Consider the following 2,095-nt stretch of genomic DNA (forward strand, 5'->3'; position numbering starts at 1 on the left):
CCTGCAGCCAAGTTGTCTGGGCGAATCGTGGCCAGGTCACCCGCATGACGGCCAAATGGAGTACGCAATCCATCATAGATAAATGCATTTAACATAAGAAATTCCTTTTCGTTCGCTTAAACAGCTGCAATATGAAGTAAAGATAAGTTCAGTTGGGCACGACGTTTTAACCAAGGACTTGGGCGATAACGTTGATCACCGGTGTTGGCTAAAATGCGCTCTAAAATAAGCAGGATCCGTTTGGCACCGAGTACATCACCCCATGAGATTGGACCATGCGGGTAACCCAAGCCAAGCTTGACGGCTTTATCAATATCGGCTGCCGTGGCAATTTGCTGCTGTGCGATATCGCAAGCCAAGTTCACCACCATCGCCAAGACACGCTGCGCCACAAAGCCCACACTTTCGGCAATCACAGAGACACCATGATCATTTTTCGCAAATAATGCATGGGCTTGGTCGATATATGTTTTTTGAGTTGCGATCGATGGCATCAGGGTGCGATGCTTGGAAAAGTCAGTCAACATATCAATGCTGACTGCACGGCTCGCATCGACACCAAAACGTAATGCCGCTGTAGTGGTATCTTCACCATATGTTGCCAATAGAATCAGGCTGTCCGCGGCAGGTGTTTCTGCAGCATCAATCACTAAACCTTGCTCACGAATATAATCACGTAAGATGCTGGCATCTTGTTCACAATCCGCTTTAATCCCAACCGGACTAAATGCAGTAATTTCAGGCACTACTTGTGCAGGCGCTTCGTTGGTCTTTTGACCGTCTTGGTATTTATAGAAACCTTCACCGACTTTACGGCCCACTTTTTTACCCGCCAACATTTGACGCGTCAGCGCATGTGGGCGATAGCGGTCTTCTTGATAGAACTGGTTGAAAATCGATTCCATTACCGGATGCGAAACATCCAGTGCGGTTAAGTCAAATAACTCAAGTGGTCCCATACGGAAACCGGCACCTTCACGTAAAATACGGTCGATTTCAGAAACAGTGGCTACCCCTTCACCTAATACTTTTAAGGCTTCAGTACCATAGGCACGACCTGCATGATTAACGATGAATCCAGGGGTATCTTTAGTACGCACACCAAAGTGGCCCATACGCTGTGATAACTCTAGAAGATCAGCAATCACCTGCTCATCGGTTGCCAGACCGGCAATCACTTCCACAATTTTCATCAGTGGAACGGGATTGAAGAAATGGAAGCCCGCAAAACGCCCCTGATGCTCAAGATTGGCAGCAATTGCAGTCACTGAAAGTGACGAGGTATTGGTCGCTAAAATGGTATCTGGGGAAACAATCGTTTCAAGCTGTTTAAATAAGCCTTGCTTGATTTCCAGGTTTTCAATAATGGCTTCAACCACTAAATCGACACCCGCAATTTGTTCAATACTGTCGAGTACTTTAAAGCGAGCCAAGGTTTCATTCAGCACTTCTTCAGTGAATTTGCCTTTGGCTTGAAGTTTTTCCAGCATGGTTTTGAGCTTGGCCAAACCCGCTTCGGCAGCACCGGCTTTTGCATCAAACAACCGGACTTCAAGACCGGCTTGCGCTGCAATTTGCGCAATACCCATGCCCATGACACCGGTACCGATTAAAGCCATAGATTGAATGGTCATGTCTTATTCTCCAGTGTACTGTGCAGGACGTTTTTCAAAGAAAGCATTCACGCCTTCTTTCTGGTCTTTGGTATCAAATAGAATCTGGAATGCCTTTCGTTCAAGCGCTAGTGCACCCTGTAAAGATTGATCCTGACCCAGGTTGGTCACTTCTTTAATTTGCTGAACTGCAATTGGAGAAAAACCCGCAATGGTTTTAGCCAGTTTTAAGGCATGTGGAATGGTTTGCTCATCTTCCACGACTTCTGACACCAGGCCCATCTGGCTGGCTTCTGCCGCGCTAATGAATTTGCCTGACAAAACCAACAGCATGGTCTGGAATTTGCCAATTGCACGGAGTAAACGTTGTGTGCCACCTGCACCCGGCATCAGGCCCAGTTTTACTTCAGGCTGACCAAATTGAGCAGACTGACCGGCAATAATGATGTCGGCATGCATCGCCAGTTCACAGCCACCACCCA

Annotated in this window: 3 protein-coding genes; all 3 read right to left on the bottom strand. The window is 47.1% G+C overall.

Translation table 11 applies throughout. The features are described from left to right. Nucleotides 1-95 (bottom strand): hypothetical protein (locus B2Y23_RS07710; RefSeq protein WP_291370036.1); only part of this gene is annotated, 95 nt, incomplete at its 3' end. 21 nt (nt 96-116) lie between these two features. Beyond that, nucleotides 117-1,634: a 3-hydroxyacyl-CoA dehydrogenase gene (locus tag B2Y23_RS07715; RefSeq protein ID WP_291370030.1), complete on the bottom strand. Its 1,518-nt coding sequence runs from the start codon at nt 1,632-1,634 to the stop codon at nt 117-119. A 3-nt stretch (nt 1,635-1,637) separates the two neighbouring features. Further along, nucleotides 1,638-2,095, bottom strand: a 458-nt coding sequence (locus tag B2Y23_RS07720) for an enoyl-CoA hydratase-related protein (RefSeq protein ID WP_291370032.1), incomplete at its 5' end; no start/stop codon positions are given.

The organism is Acinetobacter sp. UBA5934 (assembly GCF_002430855.1).
Lineage (GTDB): Bacteria > Pseudomonadota > Gammaproteobacteria > Pseudomonadales > Moraxellaceae > Acinetobacter.